The sequence below is a fragment of the Erythrobacter sp. A6_0 genome (assembly GCF_017744235.1).
Taxonomy (GTDB): Bacteria; Pseudomonadota; Alphaproteobacteria; order Sphingomonadales; family Sphingomonadaceae; genus Qipengyuania.
The window spans coordinates 113413-125268 of sequence record NZ_JAGHQR010000004.1 but is presented as its reverse complement, the minus strand read 5'-3'; the positions used below and the strand labels follow the sequence as shown (position 1 = coordinate 125268).

The 11856-nt window shown below is 63.8% G+C and carries 12 protein-coding genes; 8 read left to right on the top strand and 4 right to left on the bottom strand.

Annotation, left to right across the window (positions count from 1 at the left end; translation table 11 throughout):
* Nucleotides 1–10 precede the first annotated feature (10 nt).
* Complete coding sequence (gene rpoB, locus J7347_RS11780) at nucleotides 11–4207, bottom strand: DNA-directed RNA polymerase subunit beta (protein ID WP_209162283.1); 4197 nt, start codon at nucleotides 4205–4207, stop codon at nucleotides 11–13.
* A 447-nt stretch (nucleotides 4208–4654) separates the two neighbouring features.
* Between rpoB and J7347_RS11775 the strand changes: the two genes are divergently transcribed.
* From J7347_RS11775 to rplL, 7 genes are all read left to right on the top strand, one after another.
* Complete coding sequence (locus tag J7347_RS11775; RefSeq protein WP_209162282.1) at nucleotides 4655–5161, top strand: DUF2975 domain-containing protein; 507 nt, start codon at nucleotides 4655–4657, stop codon at nucleotides 5159–5161.
* Nucleotides 5161–5370, top strand: a complete 210-nt coding sequence (locus J7347_RS11770) for a helix-turn-helix transcriptional regulator (protein WP_067680306.1) — start codon at nucleotides 5161–5163, stop codon at nucleotides 5368–5370. Before J7347_RS11775 ends, J7347_RS11770 begins: the two co-directional genes overlap by 1 nt.
* Entirely contained in the window at nucleotides 5354–6145 is a 792-nt protein-coding gene (locus J7347_RS11765) for a hypothetical protein (RefSeq protein WP_209162281.1), read from the top strand. Before J7347_RS11770 ends, J7347_RS11765 begins: the two co-directional genes overlap by 17 nt.
* Nucleotides 6146–6262: 117 nt before the next feature.
* Nucleotides 6263–6508, top strand: coding sequence for a hypothetical protein (locus J7347_RS11760; protein WP_067680300.1), 246 nt, complete (start codon nucleotides 6263–6265; stop codon nucleotides 6506–6508).
* Between the two features lie 220 nt (nucleotides 6509–6728).
* Nucleotides 6729–7010, top strand: a complete 282-nt coding sequence (locus tag J7347_RS11755) for a hypothetical protein (protein WP_209162280.1) — start codon at nucleotides 6729–6731, stop codon at nucleotides 7008–7010.
* Between the two features lie 413 nt (nucleotides 7011–7423).
* The gene (gene rplJ, locus J7347_RS11750) at nucleotides 7424–7939 is read left to right on the top strand and encodes a 50S ribosomal protein L10 (RefSeq protein ID WP_067680294.1); all 516 of its coding nucleotides are present in this window, start codon (nucleotides 7424–7426) and stop codon (nucleotides 7937–7939) included.
* Nucleotides 7940–8009: 70 nt separating this feature from the next.
* Nucleotides 8010–8384: a 50S ribosomal protein L7/L12 gene (gene rplL / locus J7347_RS11745; protein WP_067680291.1), complete on the top strand. Its 375-nt coding sequence runs from the start codon at nucleotides 8010–8012 to the stop codon at nucleotides 8382–8384.
* 168 nt (nucleotides 8385–8552) lie between these two features.
* On the opposite strand, the gene J7347_RS13455 is transcribed toward rplL, so the two are convergent.
* Together J7347_RS13455 and J7347_RS11740 are read right to left on the bottom strand one after the other, a co-directional pair.
* Complete coding sequence (locus J7347_RS13455; protein ID WP_255362961.1) at nucleotides 8553–8687, bottom strand: hypothetical protein; 135 nt, start codon at nucleotides 8685–8687, stop codon at nucleotides 8553–8555.
* A gap of 122 nt (nucleotides 8688–8809) precedes the next feature.
* Nucleotides 8810–9346 (bottom strand): acyloxyacyl hydrolase, encoded by a 537-nt coding sequence (locus tag J7347_RS11740; RefSeq protein ID WP_209162279.1) that lies wholly within the window; start codon nucleotides 9344–9346, stop codon nucleotides 8810–8812.
* Between the two features lie 147 nt (nucleotides 9347–9493).
* Here J7347_RS11740 and J7347_RS11735 point away from each other — a divergent pair, with 147 nt between their 5' ends.
* The gene (locus tag J7347_RS11735) at nucleotides 9494–10906 is read left to right on the top strand and encodes an MATE family efflux transporter (RefSeq protein WP_209162278.1); all 1413 of its coding nucleotides are present in this window, start codon (nucleotides 9494–9496) and stop codon (nucleotides 10904–10906) included.
* Here J7347_RS11735 and J7347_RS11730 read toward each other — a convergent pair.
* Nucleotides 10903–11736 (bottom strand): mechanosensitive ion channel domain-containing protein, encoded by an 834-nt coding sequence (locus J7347_RS11730; protein WP_348521619.1) that lies wholly within the window; start codon nucleotides 11734–11736, stop codon nucleotides 10903–10905. The two genes, J7347_RS11735 and J7347_RS11730, sit on opposite strands and share 4 nt — an antisense overlap.
* Between the last annotated feature and the right edge of the window lie 120 nt (nucleotides 11737–11856).

Sequence of the window (11856 nt, the reverse complement as noted above, 5' to 3'; positions counted from 1 at the left end):
CCCGCCCCGATCATTCTGCTGCGATCGCCAGTCCGTCGTCGTCCTCGTCGTCGGCCAGGTTCTTGAGCTCGACATTGAGGCCCAGGCTGCGCATTTCCTTGACGAGCACGTTGAAGCTCTCCGGAATGCCCGCCTCGAAAGTATCGTCGCCCTTGACGATGGCTTCGTAGACCTTGGTCCGCCCGATCACGTCGTCCGACTTCACGGTGAGGATTTCCTGCAGCGTGTACGCCGCACCGTAGGCCTGGAGCGCCCAGACCTCCATCTCACCGAAGCGCTGGCCGCCGAACTGCGCCTTACCGCCCAGCGGCTGCTGGGTGACGAGCGAGTACGGACCGATCGAACGGGCGTGGATCTTGTCGTCCACAAGGTGGTGCAGCTTGAGCATGTAGATGATGCCCACGGTCACCTTGCGGTCGAATGCCTCGCCGGTGCGGCCATCGTAGAGGACCGACTGGCCCGAGCTGTCGAGCCCGGCCTTTTCCAGCTGGATCGTCACGTCGCTCTCGCGCGCGCCGTCGAACACCGGGGTGCCCATCGGAACGCCCGCCCGCAGGTTTCCGGCGAGTTCGACCACTTCTTCCACCGACCGGTTGTCGATGTCGTCGTGATACTGCTCGCCATAGACGTCCTTGAGGCGATCCACGACCGCTTCGGGCGGCTTGGCCTTGGAATAGTCCTCCGCCGCGTTGGGATTGGCGGCCTTCCAGTCTTCCAGCGCCGTCCCGATCTGCATGCCCAGATTGCGGGCCGCCATGCCGAGATGGGTTTCGAAGATCTGACCGACGTTCATGCGCGAAGGCACGCCCAGCGGGTTGAGCACGATATCGACCGGCGTCCCGTCTTCGAGGAACGGCATGTCCTCGGCAGGCAGGATGCGGCTGATGACGCCTTTGTTCCCGTGGCGGCCGGCCATCTTGTCGCCCGGCTGCAGCTTGCGCTTCACCGCGACGAACACCTTGACCATCTTGAGCACGCCCGGTGCCAGTTCGTCGCCCCGCTCGAGCTTTTCCTTACGGTCGGCGAACTTGTCGTCGATCAGCTTGACCGCCTGATCGTACTGGGTTTTCACCGCTTCGATCTGGGTCTGGCGATTGTCGTCGGCCACCGCGAACTTGAACCATTCGTGGCGATCGACGCCTTCGAGCAGCTCCTCGTCGATTTCCGAACCCTTCTTCACGCCCTTGGGCGCCGCCGAAGCCGTCTGGCCGAGCAACATGTCCTTGAGGCGGTTGTAGGTCGCGCGGTTGAGAATGGAGCGTTCGTCCGCCGCGTCCTTGCGGAGACGTTCGATTTCCTCGTTCTGAATCGCGCGCGTACGGTCGTCGATCTCGATGCCGTGGCGGTTGAAGACGCGAACTTCGACAACCGTTCCGGCCACGCCCGGCGGAAGGCGGAGCGAGGTGTCGCGCACGTCGCTGGCCTTTTCGCCGAAGATGGCGCGCAGAAGCTTTTCTTCCGGCGTCATCGGGCTTTCGCCCTTCGGCGTGATCTTGCCCGCCAGGATGTCGCCCGGATGCACTTCGGCGCCGATATAGACGATGCCCGCCTCGTCGAGGTTGCGCAGCGCTTCCTCGCCGACATTGGGAATGTCGCGCGTGATGTCTTCCGGGCCCAGCTTGGTGTCGCGAGCCATGACTTCGAATTCCTCGATATGGATCGAGGTGAACACGTCATCCTTCACGATGCGTTCGCTGATCAGGATCGAGTCTTCGTAATTGTACCCGTTCCACGGCATGAAGGCGACGAGGCTGTTGCGGCCCAGCGCCAGCTCGCCGAGATCGGTCGAGGGACCGTCGGCGATGATGTCACCAGCTTCGACCGCGTCGCCCACCTTCACCAGCGGACGCTGGTTGATGCAGGTATCCTGGTTCGAACGCTGGAACTTCTGCAGCGTGTAGATGTCCACGCCCGACTGGCCGGCTTCGACCTCGCCGATGGCGCGGATCACGATGCGGGTCGCGTCGACCTGGTCGACCACGCCGCCGCGCGTCGCGGTGATCGCGGCGCCCGAATCGCGCGCCACGGTCTCTTCCATGCCGGTGCCGACCCAGGGCGCTTCCGCCTTCACGAGCGGAACGGCCTGACGCTGCATGTTGGCGCCCATCAGCGCGCGGTTGGCGTCATCGTTTTCCAGGAACGGAATGAGCGAGGCACCGACCGAGACGAGCTGCTTGGGGCTGACGTCCATCAGCGTGATGTTTTCGCGCGGCGCCATGAGGTTGTCACCGCTCTGGCGCGCGGAGACCAGCTCTTCCACGAAGCCGCCATTCTCGTCGAGTTCGGCGGACGCCTGCGCGACGGTGTGCTTCTGCTCTTCCATCGCGGACAGGTAGATGACCTCGTCGGTGACCTTATTGTCCGTCACCACGCGATACGGCGTTTCGATGAAGCCGTATTTGTTGACGCGCGCGAAGGTCGAAAGCGAGTTGATCAGACCGATGTTCGGGCCTTCCGGCGTCTCGATCGGGCAGATGCGGCCATAGTGGGTCGGGTGAACGTCGCGGACTTCGAAGCCTGCACGCTCACGCGTCAGACCGCCCGGCCCGAGCGCGGAGACGCGGCGCTTATGCGTCACTTCCGACAGCGGGTTGGTCTGGTCCATGAACTGCGAAAGCTGGCTGGAGCCGAAGAACTCGCGCACGGCAGCCACGGCGGGCTTGGCGTTGATGAGATCGTTCGGCATCACCGTGCTGACATCGACCGAGCTCATGCGCTCCTTCACGGCGCGCTCCATGCGCAGCAGGCCGACGCGGTACTGGTTTTCCAGCAGCTCGCCCACCGAACGCACGCGGCGATTGCCGAGATTGTCGATGTCGTCGACTTCGCCCTTGCCGTCCTTAAGGTTCACCAACTCCTTCACCACCGCGAGGATGTCTTCCTTGCGCAGCGTAGTAACGGTGTCCTCGGCATCGAGGTCGAGGCGCATGTTGAGCTTCACGCGGCCGACGGCCGAGAGGTCGTAGCGGTCGCCATCGAAGAACAGGCCTTCGAACAGCGCTTCGGCGGTTTCCTTGGTCGGCGGCTCGCCCGGACGCATGACCTTGTAGATCGCTTCCAGACCTTCGTCGCGGTTTTCCGCCTTGTCGGCTGCAAGCGTATTGCGCATCCACGGGCCGGTGTTGACGTCGTCGATGTCGAGCAGGTCGATCCGGTCGATGCCCGCGGCATCGAGCTTTTCGAGGTTCTCGGGAGAGACTTCGTCGCCCGCCTCGATGTAGATGCGGCCCGTGCTCTCGTCGATCATGTCGCGCGCGGCGTAGCGAGCGAAGATTTCCTCGGTCGGCAGCAGCAGCGTTTCGAGACCGTCCTTGGCCGCCTTGTTAGCGGCGCGCGGGCTGATCTTGTCGCCGGCCTTGAAGACTTCTTCGCCGGTCTTGGCGTCGATCAGCGGGAAAGCGGGCTTGTGGCCACGCCACGCTTCGGGCACGAACGGAATGTTCCAGCCGTCCTTGGCGCGTTCCCAGGTCTTCTTTTCGTAGAAGACGTCGAGAATATCCTCATTGTCGAGGCCGAGCGCGAACAGCAGCGAAGTGACCGGCAGCTTGCGCTTGCGGTCGATACGCACGTTGACGATGTCCTTGGCGTCGAATTCGAAATCGAGCCACGAGCCGCGATACGGAATGATCCGCGCCGCGAACAGCAGCTTGCCCGAGCTGTGGGTCTTGCCGCGATCGTGATCGAACAGGACGCCCGGCGAACGGTGCATCTGCGAGACGATGACGCGCTCGGTCCCGTTGATGACGAAGGTGCCGTTCCCCGTCATCAGGGGCATGTCGCCCATATAGACGTCCTGCTCCTTGATATCGAGCACGGAGCGGGTTTCGGTTTCCTGATCCACCTCGAACACGATCAGGCGCAAGGTCACCTTCATCGGGGCGGCATAGGTGATGCCGCGCTGGCGGCATTCGACGATGTCGTATTTCGGCGGCTCGAGCTCGTAATTGACGAAGTCGAGTTCGGCGGTGCCGGCGAAGTCGCGGATCGGGAAGACGCTGCGCAGGGTCTTTTCCAGGCCGGAGACGTAATCGATCTCCTTGTTCGAGCGCAGGAACTGCTCGTAGCTCTCGCGCTGCACCTCGATCAGGTTCGGCATGTCGACGACCTCGTGGATGTCGCCGAAGATCTTGCGGATGCGCCGCTTCGCGGTGCCCGATGCCTTGGCATGGGGGGCCTTGTTCTGAGGGGCCTTCGCCTTGGTAGCCATAAGGGTGCTCTCGCCTTTTCTAGCAATGCCTGGCCTGCCCTGGACGGGAGGCCGCAAATTCAACTCTCGCGCTGAAGAAACCATGCCGACGCGAACAAGCCGCAGCGGATCGTCAACCCTCCCCGGGATCGGGATTGGGCCGACAGCTGCAGCTCTTTTCAAGCGTCGCGATATGGAAACGCCGCTTCCATCCTGGTCCCGATTCCCGCGCATGAATCGGACTCGCTCGAAGCGTGCGGTCGGGGCAGCATATAGGGGGCGGGGCACCGGGGGTCAACCGGCGGGCGACAACCTTCGGGCCTGAAATGGCGGGCCCGCAAGAGGGCCGGGCGTTGACACGTGTGACACGCCATCTCGCCGCAAAACGATATGCGATTTATCGATTGATGATAAAGTCGAGCTCGGCCATATCGAATTTCGATAAAAGATTCGAGGCGGGGTTCGATCATGATCAAGGTGGCGATCTGGGTGTTGCGGGCAGCCAATTGGCTGAACTGGATCATGGGGGCGCTGTTCGCCCTGCTGCTGGCATTGATGGTGATCGCCCCGGATCAGTTCCGTTCGACGTTCGAGCGGGCCCTCGAAGGTCCGCGCTCGGTCGACGCCCTGTTCTTGTGGCTCAAGCTCGCTTGCGTCTGCGTGTTCGCCGTCGTGGGAGCCGCTCACCTTATCTTCACCTGGCTTATCGCCATGCTTCGCGATACGCAGGCGGGCGCGGCCATTACCGAAACCAATGCCAAACGCCTCGCCATCATCGCCTGGGCGCTGCTCGCTATCAATCTGGTCGATCTCGCCTTCGGTCAGGTCTCCATCTGGGCGAGCGAGACGAGCGGCGAATATCTCGGCTGGTCGCTCTCTTTGACCGGCTGGTTTGCCGTGCCGCTGCTTCTCATCCTGGCGCGCATTTTCAAGGAAGGCGCGATCATGCGCGACGATCTGGAGGGCACGATCTGATGGCCATTCGGGTCAAGCTCGACGAGCTGCTGCATGAGCGGCGCATGACACTGACCGATCTGGCCGACCGGGTCGGCCTGACGCTTGCCAATTTGTCGATCCTGAAGACCGGCAAGGCGAAGGCGATCCGCTTTTCCACGCTCGATGCGATCTGCCGCGAGCTGCAGTGCCAACCGGGCGATCTGCTCGCCCATGACGAGGGGGAATGACATCATGTGGGCCGACATCAAGGCAATCTATCGCAATGCGGGGCGTTTCGCTCTGGCCTTCCCGCTGCTGTTCCTGATTCCGGTGCTCGTGGAAATGGCGCAGCACGTCGTCGAGATACAGGCCGGGATGTATCTGAACGAGGCAGGCGCGAAGGCGGCGGAGGGCGATCCGGTGCGGCTCTGGTTCGGCTTCGCCAAGACGCTGGCGATCGGACTGCCGAGCTATTGGTTCGTCCGCTACCTGCTGCTCGGCGATGCGGCGCGCGCCGTGCGGATCGAATGGCCCGCCATCGGACTGTGGCTGGTCGTATTCGCTCTCTCCGCGATCCAGGCCTGGTGGTCGCTGTTCGGTCCCGATCTCCTCGCGCCGCTGGGCCTTGGCGGACCGATCGTGGATGCCGGGACCGGTATCGTGCTTCAGGTGGCGATGATCTATCTGACCGTCTGGACGGTGGCCTGGGCGCTCGGCAATGCGCGGATCGGTCCCGTCCGTTCGGTCGCCATCATGAACGGTTCGTTCTGGTACGCGCTCGGTCTGTTCGTCGCGGGCTTCGTGCCCCTGATGATCCCGCATTACGGCCTGGCCATCCTGGCGGTCGTCTGGGCTCCCTCCGGGCTCGACTGGGCGCTGATGATCGCGGATTCGCTGGTGGTGGGCTTTCTCGCGCTGACGATCGCCGGATCGAGCGCACTCGCTGCGCGCCGCGCTGCCAGGCGCAAGGGGGTGGACCTGACGCCCGCTCGTCTTTCCGCGAAGGAGGCTGCGCCCGCATGAGTATTTCTTACCGGCAGGTAAAATTCCTCTTGGCACGAATCTCAAATAAGGCGATAATGTGACGGCCAATCGCGGCAAGCCATTTCGGCGCGCCCTAACCGGCAAAGGAATCAAATCATGAAGAAGTTCGCTCTCATTGCTCTGCCGCTCGCTTTCGGCCTCGTCGCTTGCGACAACGCCGCGGAAGACACCGTCGAAGAGCCCATGGCCACCGAGACCATGACCACCGAAACCATGACCACCGAGCCGATGGCTGCCGAAACCCCGATGGCGGGCGAAACCCCCATGGCGGAAGACGGCATGATGGAAGACGGCATGACGGCCGAAACCCCCGCTCCGGAAGCGACCGAAACCCCGATGTAAGCGGCTTTCGGGCGGAGTTCGGCTCCGCCCGATCCCTACGGACGGTACTGAAAAAGGGCCCCCGCCACCGAGGTTGGGCCCTTTTTCTTTGTCCTTTTTCCTGTCCCTGCGCCGGGCGATGCACCGGGCGTCTCGGAACCTTCGTCGATTATGGCGATTTCATGGCCTGTAGACTCACCCGAAGCACGACCGATGCCTCGGACCCTTCTCGGAGATTACCATGAAGAAGATTGCCCTTATCGCCGCCCTGCCTTTCGCCCTCTCGCTCGCCGCCTGTGGCGAATCGGCCGAGGAAGTCGACGGCACCGACACCACCTCGATGGAGCCCGCCGCGGTCGAGCCGATGGATCAGGGCATGACCGCCCCGGTCGCCGGCGAAACGCCAATGGCCGACGATGCCATGTCCACGGACGGCATGGCGAACGACGCCATGGGCGAAGACGGCATGATGGCCGACGAAGCGATGGCCGATACGCCGGACACCGCCGAAACGCCGATGTAATCGGCTCGGCAGGATCGGGTCAGGACACGAGCGGCAGACACGCTTGTCCTTGACTCGACAGCCCGGAACGCTAAAGGCCCGCCCTCGAACGGCGGGCCTTTTCGTTTAGGCGACAAGGCATCCGGCGTTCAGCCGTCCGAGACAGTTGGTGGCCGGAATTGCCGGTCTTAATTTCCAGCCTAGGCGGGGAAACGAGATTTCAATCGGCAATGCCTTCGCGCATGGCCGTCAGGCATGTTTCGCTCAGAGCAGCGAACGGCCCTCCTTCCCCATCAATGGACATGTCCGTGCCGATCAGCGGCATGGGCGAATATGAGCCGGCCGTGCGGGAGCCATCCCGAGCGGCCATCGTGCCAACCGCATGGCCTGCCCAAAAGGCCTAGCATGCGGCGCACATTGTGAAGGAGTATGGCATGGATCGTTCGCAGAAAGCCGACGCGGTCGCCCAGCTCAACGCAGTCTTCAACGAGGCGGGCGTGGTGGTCGTCACCCGCAACCTCGGCCTGACGGTGGCCCAGTCCACCGAACTGAGGCAGAAGATGCGTGAAGCGGGCGCGACCTACAAGGTTGCGAAAAATCGCCTCGCCAAGCTCGCCCTGAAGGACACCGATTACACCGGTATCGACGAATATCTGAGCGGCCCCACGGCCCTCTCCTATTCGGAAGATCCGGTCGCGGCCGCGAAGGTCGTGGTGGACTTCGCCAAGACCAACGACAAGCTCGAAATCGTCGGTGGTTCCATGGGGGCGAGCGTGCTCGACGAAGCAGGGGTCAAGGCACTCGCCTCGATGCCGTCGCTCGACGAGCTGCGTGGTACGATCGTGGGTCTGGTCAATGCGCCGGCGACGAAGGTCGTCCGCACGATCAAGGAACCCGTATCGATGCTCGCACGCGTCTTCGGTGCCTATGGTGCCAAGGAAGCGGCGTAAGCGATTTACCGCAGAAGCAACATGTACTCGGGACGCCTGTGTCCCAACTGAAATTTTGGAGTGAAACATCATGGCCGATATCGCCAAGCTTGTCGAAGAACTGAGCAAACTGACCGTCATGGAAGCCGCCGAGCTTGCCAAGGCACTGGAAGAAGAGTGGGGCGTTAGCGCCGCCGCTGCCGTCGCCGTGGCCGGCCCCGCCGCCGGTGGCGATGCCCCCGCAGCCGAAGAAAAGGACGAATTCGACGTCGTCCTGACCGGCGACGGTGGCAAGAAGATCCAGGTCATCAAGGAAGTCCGCGCCATCACCGGTCTGGGCCTGGGCGAAGCCAAGGCGCTCGTCGAAGGCGCGCCGAAGCCGATCAAGGAAGGCGTCAACAAGGCGGAAGCCGAAGAAATCAAGGGCAAGATCGAAGCCGCTGGCGGCACGGTCGAACTCAAGTAATCTTCGGATCGCTTTTGCGAGACACAGGAAAGGGCGGTGCCGCAAGGCGCCGCCCTTTTCGTTTGTCCGCTCTCGATGAGGATGAGGCCCAGCCGTGCGGACACAATAAAAAAAGGCGCCGCCCGATGGGCAGCGCCTTTTTTTATAAAGCTTACGCTTCGCGTCGGCTCAGCAATTGCCTTCGACGCCGTCGACGCAATCGCCAACCGATTCGACGTCGTTGACGGCGCCGCGTGCGGTGTTGCAGGCGGACAACAGGACGATCGAGCTGCCCAGCGCGAGCATGGTTACGAACTTCTTCATGGCGTCTCTCCGAGTTACTTCCGGCATGCGACCATACGCGCGCCGACGCGGATACAACCGCAAACCGTCTGACCGGTTCCTTCGATTGCGTGGCACGCCTCTGTTTTCGCGTCGAAACTCTCTCAGATTTTCCAGTTCAGCCGAACGCCCATCATGTCGATGCCGGGATTCTGCTCGCGACTGAACAGGCGGGCATTGCTGATGTGGACCCAGCTCGCCTCGATCGAGACGCGCTCCGACAGGTTCGTCCCGATCGCGATCTCGGGTTCGAACAGCACGCGGCTGCCCAGATCGGTGCGGATGCGGGTTGCCGGGTCGACGCGCAGGTCCGGCGCGTTGTGGAGCGCGAGGCCCACGCCGGGGCGGATATAGACCGGCCCCGCATCCACCTTCCAGGACAGACCGGCGGCTACGAAATCGGTGCCGCCCTCTTCGCTGTTGAGCGATCCGAAGACATGGGCGGACGGCTTGCCGATGACGCGCAGGGCCTCGATCGGCTCGCTGCGCACGCCGATCTGGACATCCGCCCCGCCCTCGCCCGTGTCGAAGGTGAAGGGCGTGTCGACGGCGTGGGCGTAGACTCCGCCGAAGACTTCGCCTGCCTGCGCGGGAACGGCGAGACCGATCGCGAGAGCGGCGGCGAGGAAGGAAAGGCGCATCGTGCGGGGGACCCCTGTGCTGGAACGGGTGTGCCTCTGCTGCATCGCATCTTGCCCGAAGCTGAAGCGCGCACAAGCCAGCGATTGCCTTGATCGGGGCGCCTCCCTATCCGGTGCGGCTGTCCTGACCGGGCGGCACGCACTGTCATGGATACCACGTCCTCCCCCTCGCCCCTGCCTCCCGAAGTCCTCGGCGGCAGAGATGGCTGGCGCGGCGAATTCGCCGCCACGCTGCGGCTGAGCTGGCCGCTGGCGGCGGCGAACCTGTTGCAGATGCTGACCTATGCGGTCGACGTGATCTTCATCGCGCGGCTGGGCGAGGCACAATTGGCCGCCTCCGCGCTGGCCGTGGCGCTGTTCGGCCTGATTTTGTGGGCAATGAGCGGGCTGACCGGCGCGGTGGCTCCGGTGATCGCCGCCGATCTGGGCGCGCGCGCTCCGGCACTGCGTCCCGTCAGGCGCGGCATCCGCATGGCGCTCTGGCTGGCGCTGATGAGCGGCATTCTCGGCATGGGGCTATGCCTGCTGCTCGGCCCGCTGATGCGCGCGACGGGCCAGGACGCGCAGATCGTCGGGCTGGCGAACGAGTACAACACGGTGATCGTCTGGTCGCTCGTGCCGATGCTGTTCAACAACGTGCTGCGCAGCTTCGTCTCCGCGCTCGACCGGCCGATTCTGGCGACGCTGATCACGGCCGCCGGGATCGGGGTAAACGCGCTTGCCAATTACGCCTTCATCTTCGGCCATCTCGGCGCGCCGGAACTGGGGCTGAAGGGTGCGGGCGTGGCGACGATCATCACGGCGCTGGCGACGCTGGCTGCCTATATCGCCGCGATCCGGCTCGACCCGCGCCTGCATCGCTATCACATCTTCGGGCGCTGGTGGGCGCCGGACTGGGAGCGGTTCCGGCAGATCGTGCGCATCGGGACGCCGATCGCGCTGACCATCACCGCCGAGGCGGGCATTTTCGGTGCCGCAGCCTTCCTGATGGGCAATATCGGCACCGCGCAACTGGCCGCGCACACGGTCGCGCTCCAGATCGCGGCGCTCGCCTTTCAGGTGCCGTTCGGCGTGGGTCAGGCGGCGACGATCCGGGTGGGCTATTTCTACGGTGCGCGCGATCCGGAAGGGATGAAGCGCGCTGGTTGGGCCGCGATCGCGATCGGGACGGGGTTCATGGGGCTCACCGCGCTCGCGATGATTATCGCGCCGCGATACCTGCTGGCGATCTATGTCGATCCCTGGGATCCGGCCAATGCGGTGCTGATCGGCTATGCGCTGACCTATATCGTGATCGCCGCCGCCTTCCAGCTGTTCGACGGGATGCAGGCCGTGGCGGCGGGCGCTCTGCGCGGCCTTCAGGACACGCGCGTGCCGATGTGGATCGCGGCTTTCGCCTATTGGGTGCCGGGGATCGGCACGTCGGTGGTGCTCGGCTTCTTCACGCCGCTGGAAGGCGTGGGCGTCTGGATCGGCCTCGCCACCGGGCTGACCGTGGCGGCAGCGCTCTTGATCTGGCGCTGGACCGCCCGCGACCGGCTGGGGCTGACGGCCCCCTAGGCTGCTTTGGTCGTGATCTCGCGCTGCGGGAAGGGAATCGAGATGCCCTTCGCATCGAAGCGCGCCTTGGCCTGTTCGGTCAGATCCCAGCTGAGCCCCAGATAATCCCCCGTCGCGCACCAGACTCTAAGTCCGATTCCCACCGAACTGTCGTCGAGCGAAGCGACGTAGGCGGCAGGCGCCGGTTCGGGCAGGACGCGCTCGTCCGCCTCGGCCAGCTTCAGCAATTCCTCGCGCGCTTCCTGCATGCTGTCGTCGTAACCGATGCCAACGATCAGCTCGAAGCGGCGCGTGGGGTGGCGGTTGAAATTGACGATCGGCTGGTTCCACAATTCGGAATTGGGAATCATCACGAACAGGCCGTCGAACTGCTTCAGCTCGGTCGTGAACAGGCCGATATCCTGTACCACGGCGGTTATCCCGCCGACCGTGATCCCCTCGCCCACGCGGAACGGTTTCTGCACCAGTATCATCACGCCCGACGCCACGTTCGACAGCGTGCCCTGCAAGGCCAGCCCGACCGCCAGCGCCATGCCACCGAGCGCGGCGAGAATGCTGGTCGTCTGCACGCCGAACTGCGCGAGCACGGTGACGAGGACCAGCGCCCAGAGCGAATATTTGATCAGATTGGCGAGAAACTGGCTGACCGTGGCATCGAGCTTGGAGGAGCGCGAGAGCGCGATACGCGCCCACCGCGACACCAATCCTGCCAAGAGCAGGCCGATCACGAGAACGGCGAAAGCGCCCGCGATCTCCATCATGTGGAGCCTCAGCCACATGAAAAGCTGTTCGGGAATTGTAAGAGCGGCGATGTCCTTGTCGGTCGTCACGATGGCGGCCTCTTGTCTTGAAATTTCGGGGTTGCGTCCCGTTCGCCGGAGCGACTAGCGAAACCCGCCCGAAATGGCCAGCCATGCGGCCCCACACCGCCTGGCGCACCGTCCGGCCAC

What these genes read in the sequence shown, in the direction of transcription:
- rpoB (WP_209162283.1), bottom strand. Translation starts at nt 4,207, where the DNA reads ATGGCTACCAAGGCGAAGGCCCCTCAGAACAAGGCCCCCCATGCCAAG.
- J7347_RS11775 (WP_209162282.1), top strand. Translation starts at nt 4,655, where the DNA reads ATGATCAAGGTGGCGATCTGGGTGTTGCGGGCAGCCAATTGGCTGAAC.
- J7347_RS11770 (WP_067680306.1), top strand. Translation starts at nt 5,161, where the DNA reads ATGGCCATTCGGGTCAAGCTCGACGAGCTGCTGCATGAGCGGCGCATG.
- J7347_RS11765 (WP_209162281.1), top strand. Translation starts at nt 5,354, where the DNA reads ATGACGAGGGGGAATGACATCATGTGGGCCGACATCAAGGCAATCTAT.
- J7347_RS11760 (WP_067680300.1), top strand. Translation starts at nt 6,263, where the DNA reads ATGAAGAAGTTCGCTCTCATTGCTCTGCCGCTCGCTTTCGGCCTCGTC.
- J7347_RS11755 (WP_209162280.1), top strand. Translation starts at nt 6,729, where the DNA reads ATGAAGAAGATTGCCCTTATCGCCGCCCTGCCTTTCGCCCTCTCGCTC.
- rplJ (WP_067680294.1), top strand. Translation starts at nt 7,424, where the DNA reads ATGGATCGTTCGCAGAAAGCCGACGCGGTCGCCCAGCTCAACGCAGTC.
- rplL (WP_067680291.1), top strand. Translation starts at nt 8,010, where the DNA reads ATGGCCGATATCGCCAAGCTTGTCGAAGAACTGAGCAAACTGACCGTC.
- J7347_RS13455 (WP_255362961.1), bottom strand. Translation starts at nt 8,687, where the DNA reads ATGAAGAAGTTCGTAACCATGCTCGCGCTGGGCAGCTCGATCGTCCTG.
- J7347_RS11740 (WP_209162279.1), bottom strand. Translation starts at nt 9,346, where the DNA reads ATGCGCCTTTCCTTCCTCGCCGCCGCTCTCGCGATCGGTCTCGCCGTT.
- J7347_RS11735 (WP_209162278.1), top strand. Translation starts at nt 9,494, where the DNA reads ATGGATACCACGTCCTCCCCCTCGCCCCTGCCTCCCGAAGTCCTCGGC.